The organism is Pseudomonas sp. Irchel s3b5 (assembly GCF_900187435.1).
GTDB lineage: Bacteria > Pseudomonadota > Gammaproteobacteria > Pseudomonadales > Pseudomonadaceae > Aquipseudomonas.
Map to the genome: position 1 here is coordinate 93,203 of NZ_FYDY01000004.1, position 16,323 is coordinate 109,525.

At 59.7% G+C, this 16,323-nt stretch carries 11 protein-coding genes, 4 tRNA genes and 1 pseudogene; 11 read left to right on the forward strand and 5 right to left on the reverse strand.

Annotated elements, in window-relative coordinates:
* Positions 1-58: 58 nt before the first annotated feature.
* Positions 59-1,255, reverse strand: a complete 1,197-nt coding sequence (locus tag CKW15_RS06000) for an amino acid aminotransferase (protein WP_095060953.1) — start codon at positions 1,253-1,255, stop codon at positions 59-61.
* A gap of 335 nt (positions 1,256-1,590) precedes the next feature.
* Between CKW15_RS06000 and uvrB the strand changes: the two genes are divergently transcribed.
* Positions 1,591-3,606 (forward strand): excinuclease ABC subunit UvrB, encoded by a 2,016-nt coding sequence (gene uvrB, locus CKW15_RS06005; protein WP_095060951.1) that lies wholly within the window; start codon positions 1,591-1,593, stop codon positions 3,604-3,606.
* A 40-nt stretch (positions 3,607-3,646) separates the two neighbouring features.
* On the opposite strand, the gene CKW15_RS06010 is transcribed toward uvrB, so the two are convergent.
* On the reverse strand, positions 3,647-5,137 hold the full coding sequence (locus tag CKW15_RS06010) for an MDR family MFS transporter (protein ID WP_177408853.1): 1,491 nt from the start codon (positions 5,135-5,137) through the stop codon (positions 3,647-3,649).
* Between the two features lie 49 nt (positions 5,138-5,186).
* Entirely contained in the window at positions 5,187-6,275 is a 1,089-nt protein-coding gene (locus tag CKW15_RS06015) for an HlyD family secretion protein (protein WP_095060947.1), read from the reverse strand.
* 229 nt (positions 6,276-6,504) lie between these two features.
* Here CKW15_RS06015 and gltX point away from each other — a divergent pair, with 229 nt between their 5' ends.
* The 10 genes and pseudogenes from gltX to CKW15_RS06065 form a co-directional block, all read left to right on the forward strand.
* Positions 6,505-7,986: a glutamate--tRNA ligase gene (gene gltX / locus CKW15_RS06020; RefSeq protein ID WP_095151826.1), complete on the forward strand. Its 1,482-nt coding sequence runs from the start codon at positions 6,505-6,507 to the stop codon at positions 7,984-7,986.
* Positions 7,987-8,203: 217 nt separating this feature from the next.
* Positions 8,204-8,279, forward strand: a tRNA-Ala gene (locus CKW15_RS06025).
* 79 nt (positions 8,280-8,358) lie between these two features.
* Positions 8,359-8,434: transfer RNA gene (locus tag CKW15_RS06030), tRNA-Glu, on the forward strand.
* Positions 8,435-8,487: 53 nt separating this feature from the next.
* A tRNA-Ala gene (locus tag CKW15_RS06035) sits at positions 8,488-8,563 on the forward strand.
* 81 nt (positions 8,564-8,644) lie between these two features.
* Positions 8,645-8,720, forward strand: a tRNA-Glu gene (locus CKW15_RS06040).
* 184 nt (positions 8,721-8,904) lie between these two features.
* A complete protein-coding gene (locus CKW15_RS06045; RefSeq protein ID WP_095151827.1) occupies positions 8,905-9,444 on the forward strand; it encodes a TetR/AcrR family transcriptional regulator in 540 nt (179 codons plus the stop codon).
* A gap of 29 nt (positions 9,445-9,473) precedes the next feature.
* Positions 9,474-10,307 (forward strand): alpha/beta fold hydrolase, encoded by an 834-nt coding sequence (locus CKW15_RS06050; RefSeq protein WP_095060941.1) that lies wholly within the window; start codon positions 9,474-9,476, stop codon positions 10,305-10,307.
* Positions 10,308-10,355: 48 nt separating this feature from the next.
* On the forward strand, positions 10,356-10,793 hold the full coding sequence (locus CKW15_RS06055) for a thioesterase family protein (RefSeq protein WP_095060931.1): 438 nt from the start codon (positions 10,356-10,358) through the stop codon (positions 10,791-10,793).
* Between the two features lie 172 nt (positions 10,794-10,965).
* Positions 10,966-11,925 (forward strand): tRNA-dihydrouridine synthase, encoded by a 960-nt coding sequence (locus CKW15_RS06060; RefSeq protein ID WP_095060929.1) that lies wholly within the window; start codon positions 10,966-10,968, stop codon positions 11,923-11,925.
* Positions 11,922-12,029 (forward strand): annotated as a pseudogene (locus CKW15_RS06065) (heat-shock protein); the annotation flags it as partial. The gene CKW15_RS06060 and the pseudogene CKW15_RS06065, both read left to right, overlap by 4 nt.
* A gap of 58 nt (positions 12,030-12,087) precedes the next feature.
* On the opposite strand, the gene CKW15_RS06070 reads toward CKW15_RS06065, so the two are convergent.
* The gene (locus CKW15_RS06070) at positions 12,088-15,366 is read right to left on the reverse strand and encodes an EAL domain-containing protein (protein ID WP_095060927.1); all 3,279 of its coding nucleotides are present in this window, start codon (positions 15,364-15,366) and stop codon (positions 12,088-12,090) included.
* A gap of 65 nt (positions 15,367-15,431) precedes the next feature.
* On the reverse strand, positions 15,432-16,322 hold the full coding sequence (locus CKW15_RS06075; RefSeq protein WP_095060925.1) for a LysR family transcriptional regulator: 891 nt from the start codon (positions 16,320-16,322) through the stop codon (positions 15,432-15,434).
* Position 16,323: the final 1 nt, after the last annotated feature.

Consider the following 16,323-nt stretch of genomic DNA (forward strand, 5'->3'; position numbering starts at 1 on the left):
AGGACAAATAAAAAACGGGAAGCCAAAGGGCTTCCCGTTTTTCGTCTCACGGCGTGATTCAGATCACCTGAACGATGGCGTCAGTCACAGCCTTGATGTTGCTCTGGTTCAGCGCGGCGACGCAGATGCGGCCGGTGTCCAGGGCATAGATGCCGAACTCGTTGCGCAGGCGGGTCACTTGCTCAACCGTCAGGCCGGAGTAAGAGAACATGCCACGCTGACGGCCAACAAAGCTGAAATCGCGCTGCGGCGCGTTCTTCGCCAGGGTGTCGACCATCTGGATACGCATGCCACGAATGCGCAGGCGCATTTCGGCCAGTTCGGCTTCCCACTGGGCGCGCAGTTCCGGGCTGTTCAGCACGGCGGCGACGATGCTTGCACCGTGGGTCGGCGGGTTGGAGTAGTTGGTGCGGATCACGCGTTTGACTTGCGACAGCACGCGCGCGCTTTCTTCTTTCGATTCGCTGACGATCGACAGCGCGCCAACGCGCTCGCCATACAGCGAGAACGATTTGGAGAACGAGCTGGAAACGAAGAAGGTCAGGCCCGATTCAGCAAACAGGCGCACGGCGGCGGCGTCTTCGTCGATACCATCGCCAAAGCCCTGGTAGGCCATGTCGAGAAATGGCACGTGACCTTTGGCTTTCACCACGTCCAGCACGTTGTTCCAGTCCGCCGGGCTCAGGTCGACGCCGGTCGGGTTATGGCAGCAAGCGTGCAGCACAACGATCGAACCGTTTGGCAGCGCGTTCAGATCTTCCAGCAGGCCAACACGATTTACGTCGTGGGTCGCGGCGTCGTAGTAGCGATAGTTCTGCACCGGGAAACCCGCGGTTTCGAACAGGGCGCGGTGGTTTTCCCAGCTTGGGTCGCTGATCGCCACGACGGCGTTCGGCAGCAGTTGCTTGAGGAAGTCGGCACCGATTTTCAGGGCGCCCGTACCGCCAACGGCCTGGGTGGTGATCACGCGGCCAGCGGCGATCAGCGGCGAGTCATTGCCGAACAACAGTTTCTGCACAGCCTGGTCATAGGCGGCAATACCGTCGATTGGCAAATAGCCACGGGAAGCGTGTTGAGCAACGCGAATGGTTTCGGCTTCGACAACGGCGCGCAGGAGTGGAATTCGCCCCTCCTCGTTGCAATAAACACCGACCCCCAGGTTGACCTTGTTGGTACGGGTATCGGCGTTGAATGCTTCGTTGAGGCCCAGGATTGGATCGCGTGGTGCCATTTCGACAGCGGAGAACAGGCTCATTATTGCGGCGGCTCTGAATGGAAAATGGAGGGACGTGTCGCGCTCCAGCCGAATGCACTAGAGCGGTGCACAAACGGGGAGCTAGTATAGAGGCCATCTGCGATTGATGGCGACAGGCGAATCGGCTTTTCCCGTAAGTTTTTCCGATTATTTTTTGACCGTTAGTCGATTGTTGTCATCAAAGGCTTTACGCGTTGTAGGACGTTTGCCTTGAAAGCGACGGCAATCGGCTCCACATTGAGCGCAATCCAGTTTTTTCCTCGGGCGACAACGGTCGTTTGCGGTCTTTCTCGTTCGTGTCGGTTTTGCCGGCAAGAGTGATCCAGAGGTATTTCATGTCTGAATTCCAGCTAGTCACCCGTTTCGAGCCCGCCGGCGATCAGCCGGAAGCCATCCGCCTGATGGTCGAGGGTATCGAAGCCGGGCTGGCGCACCAGACGCTGCTCGGTGTGACCGGCTCGGGCAAGACTTTCAGCATCGCCAACGTGATCGCCCAGGTACAGCGCCCGACGCTGGTGCTGGCGCCGAACAAGACCCTCGCGGCGCAGCTGTACGGGGAATTCAAGGCGTTCTTCCCGAACAACGCGGTCGAGTACTTCGTTTCCTACTACGACTACTACCAGCCCGAAGCCTATGTGCCGTCCTCCGATACCTTCATCGAGAAAGACGCCTCGATCAACGATCACATCGAACAGATGCGCCTTTCCGCGACCAAGGCGTTGCTGGAGCGCAAGGACGCGATCATCGTCACCACGGTGTCGTGCATCTATGGTCTGGGCAGTCCGGAAACCTACCTGAAAATGGTGCTGCACGTGGATCGGGGTGACCGACTCGATCAGCGGGAGTTGCTGCGGCGTCTGGCCGATCTGCAATACACCCGCAACGACATGGATTTCGCCCGTGCGACCTTCCGCGTGCGCGGCGACGTGATCGATATCCACCCGGCGGAATCCGATTTCGAGGCGATCCGCATCGAACTGTTCGACGACGAGGTGGAAAGCCTGTCGGCGTTTGATCCTTTGACCGGTGAGGTGATCCGCAAACTGCCGCGCTTCACCTTCTACCCGAAAAGCCACTACGTGACGCCCCGGGAAACCCTGATGGGCGCCGTGGAAGGGATCAAGGAGGAATTGAAGGAGCGCCTGGAATACCTGCGTTCGAACAACAAACTGGTGGAAGCTCAGCGCCTGGAGCAGCGCACCCGTTTCGACATAGAGATGATTCTCGAATTGGGTTACTGCAACGGCATTGAAAACTACTCGCGCTACCTGTCCGGACGCGCATCCGGTGAAGCGCCGCCAACCTTATACGATTACTTGCCAGCGGACGCCTTGCTGGTGATCGACGAATCCCACGTCAGCGTCCCGCAGGTCGGTGCGATGTACAAAGGCGACCGCTCGCGCAAAGAGACACTGGTGGAATACGGATTCCGTCTGCCGTCGGCGCTGGACAACCGGCCGATGCGCTTTGACGAGTGGGAAAGCATCAGCCCGCAGACGATTTTCGTCTCGGCGACACCGGGCAACTATGAAGCCGAGCACGCTGGGCGCGTGATTGACATGGTGGTGCGTCCGACCGGGCTGGTGGACCCGCAAATCGAGATTCGCCCGGCACTGACCCAGGTCGACGACTTGTTGTCGGAAATCAGCAAGCGCGTGGCGGTCGAAGAGCGGGTGCTGGTCACCACGCTGACCAAGCGCATGGCCGAGGACTTGACCGATTACCTGGCCGATCACGGCGTGCGCGTGCGCTATCTGCACTCGGACATCGACACCGTGGAGCGGGTCGAAATTATTCGCGATCTGCGTCTTGGCACCTTCGATGTGTTGGTGGGGATCAACCTGCTGCGCGAAGGTCTGGACATGCCTGAAGTGTCGCTGGTGGCGATCCTCGATGCGGACAAGGAAGGCTTCCTGCGGTCCGAGCGTTCGCTGATCCAGACCATCGGCCGTGCGGCGCGTAACCTCAATGGCCGGGCAATTCTCTACGCCGACCGGATCACCGGCTCCATGGAGCGGGCCATCGGTGAAACCGAGCGTCGTCGCGACAAGCAGATCGCCTTCAACCTGGCCAATGGCATCACCCCCAAAGGTGTGTTCAAGGACGTTGCCGACATCATGGAAGGCGCGACCGTGCCGGGTTCGCGCAGCAAGAAGCGCAAGGGCATGGCCAAGGCTGCCGAGGAAAACGCCCGGTACGAAGCGGAATTGCGCTCGCCTGGCGAGATTGCCAAGCGCATCAAAGCCCTGGAAGAGAAGATGTATCAGCTCGCTCGCGACCTAGAGTTCGAAGCAGCGGCGCAGATGCGCGATGAGATTGCCAAGTTGCGCGAAAGACTGCTGACGGTCTGAACTTAAAATGCGCTCGCCACATGTTGTGTATGGCTCAATATCAATGCGCCTCGCCAGCCTTCAACCCCTCCGGCAATTTCTTGGTCAGCAACACCGCCAGCATGCTGATCCCCAGTGCAATCCCGACAAAATGAAACGCATCGTTGTAAGCCATGATCGACGCCTGCTGATGGGCGATTTCACTGAGCTTGGCCAGCGCCGCCGTTTCATTGCCCAATCGATCGCTCAACGAGGCGATGCGCTCGGCGACCTGCGGATTGCTCGGCACCAGGGCCTCGCGCAAGTAATCGAAGTAAACCTTGGTCCGCGCATCCAGTAGCGTGGCGAGGAGGGCGATGCCAATGGCGCCGCCGAGGTTGCGCAGAATGTTGAACAGGCTCGACGCCGATCCCGCGTCCTGCGGAAGAATGTACGCCGTGGCGATCAACGAAATGGTGACCATGATCAGCGGCTGGCCGAGGGCACGGACGATCTGGATCTGATTGAACTGCGGCCCGGCAAAGTCCGGGTTCAGCACACCCGAGGAAAAACTCGCCAGTCCGAACAACCCGAAGCCCAGCGTGCACAGCCATTTGGGCGAGACATACTTCATCAGCTTCGGCACCAGCGGAATCAGAAACAGCTGCGGCACGCCCATCCACATGATCACTTCGCCGATTTGCAGGGCGTTGTAGTTCTGGATCTGCGCCAGATACAGCGGCAACAAATAGATCGAGCCGTACAGGCCGACCCCCATCCCGACACTGGAAATGCTCGATAAGCCAAAGTTGCGATTGCGCAGGATGCCGAGGTTGATCAGCGGATTGGGCTTGGAGGTCTGCACGATCACAAAGGTGATCAGGCTGATCAGCGCGATACTGCCCAAGGCCACGATCAGGCTCGATTCCAGCCAGTCTTTGCGATGGCCTTCTTCCAGGAATACCTGTAAACAGCCGAGACCGATGCCCAGCGTGAGGATGCCGGCGTAGTCGGTGCTTTTGAGTAACTCCCAGTGTGCTTCTTTCTTTTCGAGGCCGTACATCAGGCCGGCGATCATGAGCAAGCCGGGCGGGATGTTGATATAGAAGATGTATTCCCAGCCCCAGTTTTCCGTCAGCCAACCGCCGAGGGTCGGGCCAATGGAAGGGGCGAAGGTCGCCGTCATGGCAAACATCGCCATGCCTTTGGCGCGGTGATGCTCCGGGAGTTTGATCAGCGTCAGGGTGAAGGCGAGCGGGATCAGTGCGCCGCCGGTAAAACCCTGCAGGGCACGGAACACAATCATGCTTTCCAGGCTCCACGCCATGGAGCAGAGCAGGGAAGCGAACAGAAATCCGATGGATACCCACACCGCCAGGCGTCGCGCCGAGAGCAGTTGAACCAGCCACGCGGTCAGCGGGATCATGATGATCTCGGCCACCAGGTAGGAAGTGGAAATCCACGAGCCTTCTTCCAGCGTCGCCGACAGCGCGCCTTGAATATCCTTGAGCGACGAGTTGGTGATCTGGATGTCCAGCACCGCCATGAAGGCGCCGAGCATCACGCTCATCACCGCAATCCAGTCCCGCCGGGTCGGCTCGCCGACCGGGCGGATCAGTTGATCACCGGCCATCGGCAGGGGCGTCTTTGAGGCTCACTTTCACGGTGACGTCTTCCGGGGCGTCCTTGATGTTCACCTTGGCGGTGACCGACATGCCCGGACGAATCTTGCCGCGCAGCGGATTGTCCGCAGCGAAGGTCAGTTTGACCGGAATCCGTTGCACGACTTTGGTGAAGTTGCCCGTGGCATTGTCCGGAGGCAGCAGGCTGAATTGCGCGCCCGAGGCGGCAAACAGGCTGTCGACCCGGGCTTCGATCGGTGTATCGCCATAGGCATCGAAGGTCAGCTCGGCTTTCTGGCCGGGCTGCATGTGACCGATCTGGGTTTCCTTGAAATTCGCCTGAATCCAGATGTCTTCGTCCGGCACGATCGACAACAGATAGGCACCGGCCTGCACAACTTGACCGTTACGCGCAGCACGCTGGCCGATCAGGCCGCTGATGGGGGCGTGGATCTCGCTGCGGGTCAGGTTCAGTTCGGCCTGGGCCAGGTCGGTTTTGGCGTTGGCGATCTGCGCGTCGAGGCGTTTGATGTCGGCATTCAGTGCATTGACTTGCTGGCGCTGACTTTGCGCATCGGCTTGGGCTTTGGTGACTTGCGAGCGGGCGATGTGGTTTTCTGCGGAAAGGCTCGTCACGCGTTCTTCCGAGATATAGCCGGGTTTGCGCAAGGTTTCGGCGCGAATCAGGTCGATTTGCGAGCGACCCAGGCTCGCCTGGCTGGACGAGACTTGCGCTTCGCTGGCGGCAATCAGGCTGCCTTGCTGAGTCAGTTTGCTCTGGGCTTGCAGGCGTTCGGCCTGGCGGGTGGCGAGGGCGGCGTTGGCACGGTCGACGGCGAGGCGGAAGTCTTCGCCTTCGAGCCTGATCAGCAATTGGCCTTTCTCGACATGCTGGTTGTCCTGCACCAACACTTCGTCGATGCGTGCGCCCAACTGGCTGGACACGCGGGTGATTTCACCCTGGACGTAGGCGTTATCGGTGCTTTCATAAAAACGACCGTTGAGGAACCAGTGGGCAAACAATCCCCCGGCAATCAACAGGACAATCAGCAGGAAGGTAAGCAGGCGACGCTTGAGTTGGGCAGGCATGGGCAAACTGTAGTCAAGAAATTGTAAGAGAAGTTTACAGCACCCAAATCTGTCATATCACCGATAAGCGGTAAATGCCGACGACTGATATTCGGCCATTCACCACGCCATACAGGCATTCCAGTCGCAACCTTGGCTTAAATGCCCTGTTAGCTGGAGCCGGGCGGGTGTCGCCTGTTACCATTCGCGCCTTGTTTGAACTTCGCTTTTATTCTTTTCGAGACATGCCATGACCACCGTCCGCACTCGCATCGCGCCATCGCCTACCGGGGATCCCCACGTAGGCACCGCTTACATCGCATTGTTCAACTACTGCTTTGCCAAGCAGCATGGCGGTGAGTTCATCCTGCGGATCGAAGACACCGACCAGTTGCGTTCGACCCGCGAGTCCGAACAGCAGATCTTCGACGCCCTGCGCTGGCTGGGTATCAACTGGAGCGAAGGCCCGGACGTTGGCGGCCCGCACGGTCCTTATCGTCAAAGCGAACGCGGCGATATCTACCAGAAATATTGCCAGCAGTTGGTAGAGCTCGGTCATGCCTTCCCGTGCTTCTGCACCGCCGAAGAGCTGGACCAGATGCGCGCCGAGCAAATGGCTCGCGGCGAAACTCCGCGTTACGACGGCCGCGCCTTGCTGCTGTCCAAGGAAGAAGTCGATCGTCGCCTGGCTGCCGGCGAACCGCACGTGATCCGCATGAAGGTACCGAGCGAAGGCGTCTGCGTAGTGCCGGACATGCTGCGTGGCGACGTTGAAATCCCGTGGGACCGCATGGACATGCAGGTCCTGATGAAGACCGACGGCTTGCCGACGTACTTCCTCGCCAACGTCGTCGACGACCACCTGATGGGCATCACCCACGTATTGCGTGGCGAAGAATGGCTGCCATCGGCGCCGAAACTGATCCTGCTTTACGAGTACTTCGGCTGGGAGCAGCCCGAGCTGTGTTACATGCCGCTGCTGCGTAACCCGGACAAGAGCAAGCTGTCCAAGCGCAAGAACCCGACTTCGGTGACGTTCTACGAGCGTATGGGTTTCATGCCTGAGGCGATGCTCAACTACCTGGGTCGCATGGGTTGGTCGATGCCGGACGAGCGCGAGAAGTTCTCGCTGCAGGAAATGGTCGACAACTTCGATCTGAAGCGCGTCTCCCTTGGCGGGCCGATCTTCGACATCGAGAAACTGTCGTGGCTCAACGGTCAATGGCTGCGTGACCTGCCGGTCGAAGAGTTCGCCGCGCGGGTGCAGAAGTGGGCGCTCAATTCCGAATACATGATGAAGATCGCACCGCACGTGCAGGGCCGGGTTGAAACCTTCAGCCAGGTTGCACCGTTGGCCGGGTTCTTTTTTGCCGGTGGCGTGAACCCGGATGCCAAGTTGTTCGAATCCAAGAAGCTCTCGGGCGATCAGGTTCGTCAATTGATGCAGTTGATCCTGTGGAAGCTCGAAAGCCTGCGTCAGTGGGAGAAGGACAGCATCACTGCGACCATTCAGGCCGTGGTCGAATCGCTGGAACTGAAACTGCGCGACGCCATGCCGCTGATGTTTGCGGCGATCACCGGCCAGGCCAGTTCGGTGTCGGTGCTCGATGCGATGGAAATCCTCGGGCCGGACCTGACCCGTTTCCGTCTGCGCCAGGCGATCGACCTGCTGGGCGGCGTGTCGAAGAAAGAAAACAAAGAGTGGGAAAAGCTGCTGGGCGCTATCGCCTGATCCCACAGGGTTGACCTGTAGGAACCGGCTTGCTGGCGAAGCGACCTTGCGGCCGCCATCGCTGGCAAGCCAGCTCCTACAGTTGGGGAAAACCCCTGATTTTTCGGGGGAGGGCGGTAAGTGATTGTTATGTCGGCAAAAAATTTCAGTTTATTTGCAAAATAAGTTTGACAGACTTTCGATGCGCCCTTAAGATTCGCCCCGTCCTCAGCGATGAGGGGCTATAGCTCAGCTGGGAGAGCGCTTGCATGGCATGCAAGAGGTCGACGGTTCGATCCCGTCTAGCTCCACCAATTTACACTTCAAGGTCTGGCCACACCGGCTTTGAAGCGATCAACACTCAGCGTTGATCTGTTGTATAGAAGGGTTTGCGTCCCCTTCGTCTAGTGGCCTAGGACACCGCCCTTTCACGGCGGTAACAGGGGTTCGAGTCCCCTAGGGGACGCCAGTTTTACAGAAGTGATGTTGCAAGATGTCACTCCGCCGCGAGGCGAAAAATCCGGGGCTTTAGCTCAGCTGGGAGAGCGCCTGCATGGCATGCAGGAGGTCAGCGGTTCGATCCCGCTAAGCTCCACCAATTTTACAAGTTCAAGGTCTGGCCACACCGGCCTTGAATCGATCAGCTCTCAGCACTGATCAGTTGTATAGAAGGGTTTGTGTCCCCTTCGTCTAGTGGCCTAGGACACCGCCCTTTCACGGCGGTAACAGGGGTTCGAGTCCCCTAGGGGACGCCACGATTACCCGCTCTGCGGGATTTTATAAGGGTCATTCAATTATTGAATGGCCCTTTTGTTTGTCTGGCGTTTGGCAAAATCTCCCTTTCTCTTTCAAACTGTTCTTCAGACCAGCGGTCACATCCACGACTTGCGAAAAATTATTATGAGAATAATATTTGAGTCGTAATATTCGGAGGCAACGATGAACGATAAAAAAGCTCAAACCCGCGAACGCATCCTCAAGGCCGCCAGCTCCGCGCTGATTCAGCGTGGCCCGGCCGAACCGAGCGTGGGCGAGGTGATGGGCGCGGCGGGCCTGACGGTCGGCGGCTTCTACGCGCACTTCGAAAGCAAGGACGCCATGATGCTGGAGGCGTTCAAGCAATTGCTCGGTCACCGGCGTGACCTGATTGCCGACATGGATAGCGAACTGACCGGCGAAGAACGTCGTGCGTTGGTGGCGGCGTTTTATCTGTCGCGCAAGCACCGTGATTCCTCCGAGTCGGCTTGCCCGATTCCCGCGTCGGTCGGTGAGCTTGGCCGGCTGCCGGATGCCTTCCGTGTCGCCCTCAACGAGCACATGGAATTGATGGTCGCGCAATTGGCGGCCAGCCCCGAAGAAACCGATAAAGCCTTGGCCGACATGGCCTTGATGGTGGGTGGTCTGGCTCTGGCGCGGGCGCTGGGGCCGGGAGAATTGTCCGATCGATTACTGCGTGCCGCCAAATCGGCAGTGCGTTGACCTGAAGGCTGCGGCCTGGGGAGAATGCGATGAGCACGTTGAAGTGGGTTCGTGGCGTTAATGGCACCTTGGGCTGGGTTGCACCGAAACTGGTTGCAAGCAAAATGCGACTGGCTTTCATGACGCCGCGGGATCTGCCGCCGCGTGACTGGGAATTGCCGCTGTTGGCGAAGTCCGAACGCATCACTTTGCGATTCGGTCTTTCAGCGTTGCGCTGGGGGCAAGGCCCGGCGGTTTTGCTGATGCACGGTTGGGAAGGGCGGCCGACGCAGTTCGCCAGCCTGATCACGGCGCTGGTCGATGCCGGATATTCGGTGGTCGCGCTGGACGGTCCGGCCCACGGCCGCTCACCGGGCAGTGAAGCGAATGTGGTGCTGTTCGCCCGCGCCATGCTTGAAGCCGCCGCTGAATTGCCGCCGTTGCAAGCGGTCATTGGCCACTCCATGGGCGGTGCCAGTGCCATGCTGGCCGTGCAGCTGGGCCTGCGCACCGAAACACTGGTCACCATTGGCGCCCCGGCCCGCATCCTCGGCGTGTTGCGCGGGTTTGCCCGTTATGTTGGGTTGCCACCCAAAGCCCGTTCCGCGTTCATTCGCCAGGTCGAGAAAGATGTCGGCATGCGCGCAGCGATGCTCGACGTCGCCCATTATCAACTCGACATGCCCGGCTTGATCGTCCACGCCGAAGACGACAACTTTGTCTCGGTCAAGGAGTCGCAACTGATCCACGAAGCCTGGTTTGATAGCCGCTTGCTGCGCCTGCAGGAGGGCGGTCATCAGCGGGTACTGGCCGATCCTCGGGTGATTGACGGGGTGTTATCACTGCTGGCCGGTCGCAGCCTGCAATCGCGCCAATCGGCCTGAGCATCCGTTACACTGCCCCGGTCGAAACTATCTGACCGGGAGTGGGGCATGGGCTGGGATCGGGAAACGCCATTTATCATTGATCTGCAAGTGGGTGCCGAGGACATCGATGGGTTGGGCCACGCGAACAACGCGGTGTACGTGACCTGGCTGGAGCGTTGTGCCTGGCGCCACTCCCAGCGCCTGGGCTTGGATCTGGTCGAGTACCGTCGGCTGGACCGTGCCATGGCGGTGGTGCGGCACGAGATCGATTACCTGGCGGCCGCCTACGAGGGCGACGAGTTGCAGTTGGCGACCTGGATCGTCGATTGGGACCAGCGCCTGAAGATGACCCGGCATTTCCAGCTGATCCGCCCGAGTGACAACACCACGCTATTGCGCGCACAGACCACGTTCGTTTGCATCGAGCTGTCCACGGGCAGACCCAAGCGGATGCCGGCAGAATTTATCGAGGGCTACGGCCCGGCGTTGCAAGTCCCGGCCTGACACGGCCCTGTGGCGAGGGAGCTGGCTCCCGTTAGTGCGCAGCACTCTTCATTTGCAGGGGGACCGCTTCGCGCTCCAGCGGGAGCAAGCTCCCTCGCCACAAAGGTATGCGCAAGTCTTTCGCTCGATAATCCAGTAAACTGCCGCACGTTTTTCGTTGAGTGTGTTTTTCATGCAAATTGCTTTGGCGCCCATGGAGGGGTTGGTCGACGACATCCTGCGCGACGTGCTGACCCGAGTGGGCGGCATCGATTGGTGTGTGACCGAGTTCATCCGGGTCAACGACCAGTTACTCACGCCCGCCTACTTCCACAAGTTCGGACCGGAGCTGCTCAACGGCGCGCGGACCGCCTCTGGCGTGCCGCTGCGCGTACAGCTGCTGGGTTCCGACCCGGTGTGCCTGGCGGAAAACGCCGCGCTGGCCTGCGAGTTGGGTTCCGAGGTGATCGACCTGAACTTCGGCTGCCCGGCCAAGACCGTCAACAAGTCCCGTGGCGGTGCGGTGTTGCTCAAAGAGCCTGAACTGCTCAACCAGATCGTCGAGCACGTGCGTCGTGCCGTGCCTGCACACATTCCCGTCACCGCCAAGATGCGCCTGGGGTTCGACAGCCCGGACGGTTCGCTGGTCTGCGCCACGGCCTTGGCCGAGGGCGGTGCCGAGCACATCGTGGTGCACGCGCGAACCAAGGTTGACGGGTACAAACCGCCTGCGCACTGGGAATGGATTCCACGGGTGCAAGACGTCGTGAAGGTTCCGGTGTTCGCCAATGGTGACATCTGGAGCGTCGAGGATTGGCGCCGGTGCCGTGAAATCAGCGGCGTGGAAGACATCATGCTCGGCCGCGGCCTGGTTTCGCGCCCGGATCTCGCCCGACAGATCGCCGCTGCGCGTGCCGGTGAGGAAGTGGTCGAGATGACCTGGAGCGAGCTGCTACCGCTGATTCAGGACTTCTGGCTGCAAGCCAAGGCGCAGATGACAGCGCGTCAATCCCCTGGTCGCCTGAAGCAATGGTTGGCGATGTTGACCCGTAATTATCCCGAAGCCGTAGAGCTGTTCACCGTCCTGCGACGCGAGACAGAACTGGATCAGGTCTCGCGTTTGCTGGGATTGCCGGTGGCGGAAGCGGCCTGAACAACGGTCTGTTGAGCATTGACCTGCTGCGGGTGATTCCTGAAGAGGCGAAAGCCAGGCGCATCCCGATCAACGGGACGCAAAAGCCAGCTCTGCAACACTAAGCCAGAGCAAGAAAAGGGCGCCAACGGCGCCCTTTTTTGTACCTGTTCTTTGTAGGGATCATTTCAGTAATTTCTGAAACTCTTCAACCGGCAGCGGCTGGCTGTGCAGATACCCCTGATAGAAGTGACATTCCAGCCCTTGCAGAAACTCCAGCTGCTCCGCCGTTTCCACCCCTTCGGCAATCACTTTCAAGTCCAGGCTGCGGGCCATCGCGACGATAGCGCGAATGATTTCGGCGTCGTTCGGGTCGCTGGTCGCATCGCGGATGAAAGATTGGTCGATTTTCAAGGTGTCGACCGGCAGGCGCTTGAGGTAGGTCAGCGAGGAGTACCCCGTGCCGAAGTCATCCATGGCGAAGCTCACGCCGAGTTTTTTCAGGCGGCGCATTTTGCTGATGGTGTCTTCCAGGTTCTGGATGACGATGCCTTCGGTAATTTCCAGTTTCAGTATCGAGCAGGGCAGGCCTTGGCTGGTGAGGCTGCTTTCGACGCGTTCGACAAAATCGTTCTGACGGAACTGACGCGGGCTGATGTTGACGCACAGGCTGAACCGATGCGGGTCCACCAGGTGTTTATCGACCAACTTCTTGAACGCCAGGCAGGCTTCATTGAGGATCCAGTTGCCGACCTCAAGAATCAGTCCACTGTCTTCCAGTACTTTGATGAACTCGTTGGGTGATTGCGCACCGAGTTCCGGATGAGTCCAGCGCAGCAATGCCTCGGCACCGACGATACGGTCGCCCCGGGCGTCGATCTGGGGTTGGTAATGCACACGAAATTCGCCTCGGGAAAGGGCCAAGCGCAAGTCGGTTTCCAGGCGCAGGCGTTCGCTCGCGGCCTTCTGCATGGTGTTGTGGTACATCTGCGCGGTATTACGCCCCGAGTCTTTTGCTCGATAGAGCGCGATATCGGCGCGTTTGAGCAGGTCCGTTGGTGTCGAGCCGTGATCAGGAATCAGAGCAATGCCGATACTCGGTGTCACCTGCAGGCGATGGCCGTCGAGGAACATCGGTTCGGATAGCAGTTCGCGCAGGGTGTCGGCCAGTTCCCGCACCTGATCGCTGACTGCGCTGCGCGAACCTTCGAGGCCGCTGAGCAGCACGACGAATTCATCACCGCCCAGGCGTGCGACGGTGTCTTCCATGCGCACGCTCGCCTCAAGGCGGGCGGTGATGATTTTCAACACGGTATCGCCCACCGGATGACCGAGGGAGTCGTTGATGTGCTTGAAGTGGTCGAGGTCAAGGAACATCAACGCGCCGCGCAGATTGTGGCGTTTGAGCAGGGCGATCTGTTGGCTCAGGCGATCCATCAGCAGTGCGCGGTTGGGCAGGTTGGTCAGCGGGTCGTGGTAAGCCAGGTGACGAATTTGCGCTTCGGCATTTTTCAGCAGGCTGACGTCCCGCGCGGTCAGCAACAGGCATGCGGTTTCGTTGAGGGTGATCGGCTCAACCGAGACTTCGACGGTCAGCAACTCACCGCGCTTGTTGCGTGCGAGCATTTCCCGGTGATGGACCCGGCCCTTGGTGTGCAATTCGGCCAACAAACCCGACCGCTGTTTTTCTTCGGCCCAAATCCCGACCTCATAGACCGTGCGGCCCACCACGTCCTCGGTGCGGTAACCGGTCAAGCGGCAAAAGCCGTCGTTGACCTCCAGATAGAAGCCGGTGTCGCGCTCGGTGATGGTGATGGCATCGGGGCTGGAGTGGAACGCCTTGGCGAACTTCTCTTCGCTGGCCTTGAGTGCCGCTTCCGAGCGCTGTTGCTGGGTGATGTCACGCAATGTGGTGACGATGCAGGGCTGTTCGCCAACGCTGATCTGGCGGCTGGAAATCACGCAGGTCAGTGACTGTCCGTCCTTGTGCTGGACCTGTATCGCGACATTGCTCAGGTCTTGTTCGCGGATGACTTGTTCGATGCGTCGCAAGCTTTGGGCCGAGGCATCCCACAGGCCGATTTCATCGGCGCTGCGATCGATCACGTCGGCGGTGTTCCAGCCGAAAGTCTGGGTGAAACTGGAATTGATCTCGATGAAGTGGCCGGTGTCCTGGCGAGTGACGCAGATCGGGTCTGGGCTGACTTGAAACAGGGTGGCGAACTTCTCTTCGGAGGCCACCAGTTTCTGTTCGCGTTCAACCTGATCCGTGATGTCGAGCAGGGTGCCGGCCATGCGCAATGGCGCACCGTTTTCATCCCGATAGAGGCGGGCTCGGCTTTCCAGGTAGCGTGAACTGCCGTCCGACAGTTGCACACGATAGGTCAGTTGATAGTTGCCGGCCGGGCCTTCGCGCAGGCTGCGGTAGGCGTCGCGCATGGTGTCGCGTTCTTCGCCCGGTACCCCTTCGAAAAAATCGTCAAAGGACTCATGGAACGGTATGGCTTCCATCCCGTGCAGTTGAGCCGCGCGTGCCGAGCCATAGAGCATGCCGCTGGGAATGTGCCAATCCCAGGTGCCGAGTTGCGCCGAGTCCAGGGCCAGGTCAAGGCGTTCCTGACTGTCCTTGAGGGCGTGTTCGGCGATTTTTCGTTCGGTGGTGTCGAGGAAGGTGCTCAGCAAGTACGGCTGGCCTTCGAGTTCGACCTTCTGGGCGCTGAGGATGCCGTCGTGAATCTGCCCGTTGCTGGCGCGAAATTGCACCTCCATGCTGACCAGATCGCCTTTGGCCTTGGTGGCCTTGACCAGTTCTGCCCGCTGTTCAGGGTGCACCCATAGGCCCAGTTCCAGCGTTGTGCGGCCGATCGCATGTTGTACCGGCCAGCCGAACAGGCTTTCGAAATACTGGTTGGCTTCGGTGATCAGGCCATCTTCCTGGCGGGTCAGCAGGACCATGTTCGGACACAGATGAAACAGCGTGGCGAAGCGTTTTTCCGAGCTGCTCAGCGCGTGCTCGCGCTGGCGCTGTTGGGTGATCTCGCGGATCACACCAATCATGCGTGGCCGGCCGTGCTTGTCCGGCAACAGGCTGCCGCTGACTTCCAGCCAGTGCAAGCTGCCATCGGGCCAGCGAATCCGGTGGTGCATGGCCTGTTCCAGTGGCGCGCCGGCGATCACCGCATGGAACGCACGAATGGTTTTCGCCCGGTCTTCCGGGGGTAGCAGGTCGAGGTATTCCATGTCCGCCGGCAACGGTCGGCGGGGGTCGAAGCCGAACAACGCCTGTGTGCCTCGTGACCAACTGATCTGCCCGCGTTCAATGTCCCAATACCAGGCACCCAGGTGCGCGCCGTTAAGTGCGGCCAGCAATTGCGAGGCACTTTCCCAACTCTGCTCCGAGTTTTTAGGGTCAATCGCCTGTATACGCGGCATCGGCGGAATACGGTCAACAGATTTCGGCATTGGCAAGCCTTAGGCTGAATGGGCGTTTGGCACAGGTGTTCGCGGCTTTATAGGCTTAGCACAATTTAGCCTTGAGTCCCTGGCAGATCGAGTTGGGCGTCCAGCAGGGCCATGAAAGCCCGGGCAGCATTCGACAATGTCCGTTCGGTGTGCAGGATATAGCCTAGCTGGCGAGTGAGCTGTATGCCCGGCAAAGGTATCCTCGCCACCTGATCGTCGAGCATGGTGCGCGGTAAAACACTCCAGGCCAGGCCGATCGAGACCATCATCTTGATGGTTTCCAGGTAGTTGGTGCTCATGGCGATGTTGGGCGTCAGGCCTTGGGCTTCAAACAGGCGCTGCACGATGTGATGGGTAAAGGTGTTGCCGCCGGGGAAAACGGCGGGATGCCGGGCTATGTCCGCGAGGGTGACCTTGCCGTTGTTGAGGAGTGAGTGCTCCGGGGCAACCACGAAGTCCAGCGGGTCGTCCCATACAGGCGTGGCTTTGACCAGTGTGTGGGGTTCCGGCGCGAGGGTGATGACAGCCAGTTCAGCGCGGCCGTGGAGAATTTCCTCGTAGGCGACTTCTGAGTCGAGGAACTGAATATCCAGCGCCACCTCGGGATAGCGTCGGGTGAACTCCCTTAATAAGGGCGGCAAGCGGTGCAGGCCAATGTGGTGGCTGGTGGCCAGGGTCAGACGACCGGTCACTTCGCCCGTGAGGTTGGTCAGGGCGCGGCGCGTATCATCGAGGACATTCAGAATCTGATACGCCCGTGGCAACAGGGCGCGGCCAGCCTCGGTCAGCCCGACCTCGCGGCCCAGTCGATCGAACAGTCGCACCTTTAATTGCTGCTCCAACCCGGCGATGCGTTTGCTGATCGCCGGTTGAGTCAGGTGCAGCCGTTCGCCCGCACCGGAGAAGCTTCCGGTCTCGGCGATGGCAATAAAGGCATTGAGATTGGCCAGGTCCATG

Excerpts from the sequence above, each read along its gene's own strand:
- CKW15_RS06000 (WP_095060953.1), bottom strand. The coding sequence starts at position 1,255 with ATGAGCCTGTTCTCCGCTGTCGAAATGGCACCACGCGATCCAATCCTG.
- uvrB (WP_095060951.1), top strand. The coding sequence starts at position 1,591 with ATGTCTGAATTCCAGCTAGTCACCCGTTTCGAGCCCGCCGGCGATCAG.
- CKW15_RS06015 (WP_095060947.1), bottom strand. The coding sequence starts at position 6,275 with ATGCCTGCCCAACTCAAGCGTCGCCTGCTTACCTTCCTGCTGATTGTC.
- gltX (WP_095151826.1), top strand. The coding sequence starts at position 6,505 with ATGACCACCGTCCGCACTCGCATCGCGCCATCGCCTACCGGGGATCCC.
- CKW15_RS06045 (WP_095151827.1), top strand. The coding sequence starts at position 8,905 with ATGAACGATAAAAAAGCTCAAACCCGCGAACGCATCCTCAAGGCCGCC.
- CKW15_RS06050 (WP_095060941.1), top strand. The coding sequence starts at position 9,474 with ATGAGCACGTTGAAGTGGGTTCGTGGCGTTAATGGCACCTTGGGCTGG.
- CKW15_RS06055 (WP_095060931.1), top strand. The coding sequence starts at position 10,356 with ATGGGCTGGGATCGGGAAACGCCATTTATCATTGATCTGCAAGTGGGT.
- CKW15_RS06060 (WP_095060929.1), top strand. The coding sequence starts at position 10,966 with ATGCAAATTGCTTTGGCGCCCATGGAGGGGTTGGTCGACGACATCCTG.
- CKW15_RS06070 (WP_095060927.1), bottom strand. The coding sequence starts at position 15,366 with ATGCCGAAATCTGTTGACCGTATTCCGCCGATGCCGCGTATACAGGCG.
- CKW15_RS06075 (WP_095060925.1), bottom strand. The coding sequence starts at position 16,322 with ATGGACCTGGCCAATCTCAATGCCTTTATTGCCATCGCCGAGACCGGA.